Origin of the sequence: Kitasatospora sp. NPDC093102 (genome assembly GCF_040683915.1) — a bacterium.
In the GTDB taxonomy this organism is placed as follows: Bacteria; Actinomycetota; Actinomycetes; order Streptomycetales; family Streptomycetaceae; genus Kitasatospora.
In genome coordinates this window covers 1-3,406 of record NZ_JBFBFA010000121.1, presented here as the reverse complement: position 1 = coordinate 3,406, position 3,406 = coordinate 1, and the positions used below count along the sequence as shown (strand labels likewise).

4 protein-coding genes and 1 pseudogene are annotated in these 3,406 nt (G+C 70.2%); all 5 read left to right on the top strand.

Features of this window, described 5'->3' with window-relative positions; translation table 11 throughout:
* Nucleotides 1–127: 127 nt before the first annotated feature.
* Nucleotides 128–547, top strand: a pseudogene (locus tag AB0O11_RS39190) (helix-turn-helix domain-containing protein); the annotation flags it as partial.
* 24 nt (nucleotides 548–571) lie between these two features.
* Nucleotides 572–790 (top strand): hypothetical protein, encoded by a 219-nt coding sequence (locus tag AB0O11_RS39185; protein ID WP_363397365.1) that lies wholly within the window; start codon nucleotides 572–574, stop codon nucleotides 788–790.
* Between the two features lie 93 nt (nucleotides 791–883).
* Entirely contained in the window at nucleotides 884–2,245 is a 1,362-nt protein-coding gene (locus AB0O11_RS39180; protein WP_363397362.1) for a DDE-type integrase/transposase/recombinase, read from the top strand.
* Nucleotides 2,242–2,484, top strand: coding sequence for a hypothetical protein (locus AB0O11_RS39175; protein WP_363397359.1), 243 nt, complete (start codon nucleotides 2,242–2,244; stop codon nucleotides 2,482–2,484). Before AB0O11_RS39180 ends, AB0O11_RS39175 begins: the two co-directional genes overlap by 4 nt.
* Nucleotides 2,481–3,293: an ExeA family protein gene (locus AB0O11_RS39170; RefSeq protein ID WP_363397357.1), complete on the top strand. Its 813-nt coding sequence runs from the start codon at nucleotides 2,481–2,483 to the stop codon at nucleotides 3,291–3,293. The genes AB0O11_RS39175 and AB0O11_RS39170 overlap by 4 nt, the downstream gene beginning before the upstream one ends.
* The last annotated feature ends 113 nt before the right edge of the window (nucleotides 3,294–3,406 follow it).

Below are 3,406 nucleotides of genomic sequence, written 5' to 3'. Positions count from 1 at the left end.
TGTTGATTGCCACTCAGCATGAGTACGGATAGGCCTGGTTGTGCCACTCTCGGTGAGCACGGTGAATTGATGGTTGCAGCGGGGTTGATCTTCGGGGTGCCGGGCGGCACGGTGACCATGTCCTGGCATGGCAACGGCCCTCCCGTTGTCGTTGGTCGCGAGAGCCGGGAGGGCCGTCTGGGTGCGCCCGGAGGCGCTCTTGGTCACGGTAGAGGTGGATGCCGTTGTTGTCGAACGGCGTCTGGCGGATGGTGATTTGACGTGTCCTCAGTGTGGTGGGGTGCTGGCCCGGTGGGGATGGGGGTGTCTGCGCCGGTTGCGGGGCGAGTCCGGGGTGGTGGAGGTGCGTCCGCGTCGGGCCCGTTGCCGGTCCTGCGCGGCCACGCATGTCCTGCTTCCCGCGTCGTCGCTGGCCAGACGGGCTGACCTGGTCGAGGTGGTCGGGGTCGGGCTGGAGCTGGCGGCGGCCGGCTGGGGCCACCGGCGGATCGCGGAACACCTGAATCGGCCGGTCTCGACGGTCCGTGGGTGGTTGCGGTGCTGGTCGCGGCGGGCCGGCAGGGTCGCGGCGGTGTTCACCTCCTTGCTGGTGGACCTGGCCGATGATCCGTCGGTGGTGCTGCCGACGCCCGCGGCGTCGCCGGTCGCGGATGCGGTCGAGGCGGTGGTGGGCTTCGCGCTGGCAGTCGGGACCAGGTTCGGCATGGTCACCGCGCCGACCTGGCTGCTGGCGTCAGCGGCCTGCCACGGACGGCTGCTCGCACCGGGCTGGCCGCCGCCGGTGGGATGAAGTCGATCAACACGAGTTGGCCCTGACGGCCGGCGGCGGGACGGGTCCACCCTGGCGGCGGCATGTCCAAGCCCTGTCGGGAGGTCAACTTCGATGGCGTTGGTCGATGAGGAAGAGCGACGGCGGGCCGAGCGGGCCCACCAGGTCGCGTTGTTCCGTTACAAGTTGATCCGCGAGGCGGCCGACGCTGCCCTGAGTGCGGCCCAGCGCGGGGCGATGGTCCGCGAGATCGCCGCCCGCACCCACACCGACCCGTTCGGCAAACCGGTCAGAGTGGCCCGCGGGACGCTGGACCGGTGGCTGAGGTCGTGGCGCGAGGGCGGCTTCGACGCACTGCTGCCGCCGACCCGGCAGGTCACGCCCAGGACGCCGGAGGAAGTGCTGGACCTGGCGGCCGCGTTGAAGCGGGAGAATCCGTCGCGGTCGACCGCGCAGGTGGTGCGGATCCTGCAGCAGCACCTGGGCTGGGGCCCGTCCTACCGCACCGTCCACCGGCACTTCCAGCGCCTGGAGCTGCTGACCCGCCCCGACGGGCAGCCGCCGGCGGCGTTCGGCCGGTTCGAGGCCGACCGCCCCAACGAGCTCTGGGTCGGTGATGCCCTTCACGGGCCGAAGATCGCAGGCCGGAAGGCCTACCTGTTCGCGTTCGTCGACGACAACAGTCGGGCCGTGGTCGGGCACCGGTGGGGCGGGGCGGAGGACAGCGTCCGCCTGGCCGCGGCTCTTCGCCCGGCGCTCGCGGCCCGCGGCGTCCCGGAAGGGGTCTATGTCGACAACGGGTCCGCTTTCGTGGACTCCGCCCTGCTCAGAGCGTGTGCTCGCCTTGGGATCAAGCTGATCCACTCCACTCCTGGACGCCCCGAGGGCAGGGGGAAAATCGAACGGTTCTTCCGAACTGTCCGGGAACAGTTCCTGGTCGAGGTCGACACCGACAAGGTCACCGACCTCGCCGCGCTGAACAGGCTTTTCACCGCGTGGGTCGAGCATGTGTATCACCGCAGGGTCCACTCGGAGACCGGCCAGGCGCCGATCGAACGCTGGCTGGCCGGGGCGCCGTTCCCGCAGCCGACCCCAGCCCAGCTGCGGGAAGCGTTCCGCTGGGCCGAGCACCGCACCGTGACGAAGACCGCGACCGTCTCGCTGCACTCCAACACCTACAACGTCGACCCCGCGCTGGTCGGCCGCAAGGTCGAGCTGGTCTTCGACCCGTTCTACCTGACCGAGATCGAGGTCCGCTTCAACAACCGCCCGTTCGGGCTCGCCGTCCCCCACACGCTGGCCCGGCACGCGCACCCCAAGGCCAAGCCGGAGACCCCGCAGGCGGAACCGGCGCCGGCCACCGGCATCGACTACCTGCGGCTGGTCGACACCGCCCGCACCGCCGAGCTCGGCCGGCAGATCAACTACACCGTCCTCCTGCCGGGAGGCTCCGAGCCGGATGGCGAGGCCCCGTGACCGGCGCGAACCAGGTCCAGGAGCACATCGACACCCTCGAAGCCGACCAGGACACGGCCCGCGACCTGCTCGAGCGGGCTCTGCGGCTGGCCGGCCGCCAGGTCGACCGGCACCCGCAGCCGTCGCTGCCCGGCCTTGCCGGACGGACCATCCGCTTGGCCGTCGCGTTCCACCGCAGGGCCGAGGCCGCCACCGGGCTGGACGACTTCATCAACTACCTGGAGAGGCAAGGCCGTTGATAGACAAGATCCAGGGGTTCTACGGGTTCACGAAGATGCCGTTCCGCCGGGATCTCGTTCCCGGGATGCTGCACCGGCACTCATCTCACGCGCAGGCCGCCGCGAGGATCACATGGTGCATCAGCGAGCGAGCGCTCGGGGTGATCACCGGCGAGGTCGGCGCCGGCAAGACCGTCGCGATCCGCGCGGCCCTGGCCGGCCTGGACCACCCCAGGCACACAGTCATCTACCTGCCCAACCCCGCCGTCGGCGTCGCCGGCATCCACCAGGCCATCGTCACCTCGCTCGGCGGCGTCCCCCGCCCTCACAAGTCCACCCTGATCCCGCAGGCCGCCGACGCGCTGGCCACCGAGAACGCCGAGCGGGGGCGCGTCCCTGTCCTGATCATCGACGAGGCCCACCTCCTCGACCACGAGCAGTTGGAGGCGGTGCGGATGCTGACCAACCACGACATGGACAGCACCAGCCCGCTGGCCTGCCTGCTGATCGGGCAGCCCACTTTGCGGCGCAAGATCAAGCTCGGGATGCTCGCCGCCCTCGACCAGCGCATCGCCATCCGCTACAACATGCCGCCGATGACCAGCGAGGAGACCCCCTCCTACCTCGCCCACCACCTCGCCCTTGCCGGACGCTCCGACACGCTGTTCACCGACGACGCGATCACCCTGATCCACGACACCTCGCGCGGCTATCCCCGCGCGGTCAACAACCTCGCCGTCCAGTCACTGCTGTCCGCCTACGCGGACGGCAAGTCCATAGTCGACGAGTCCAGCGCCAGAGCCGCCGTCGCCGAAGTCACCGCGGAATAGCCGCCACACCAACGGCACCATGAGCATCCCAGTGACACCACGAAGATCAAAAGCCCTGCCGGAACCCCACCGGCAGGGCTTCTTCATCGCCCGCCATGCTCATCGCGAACGGC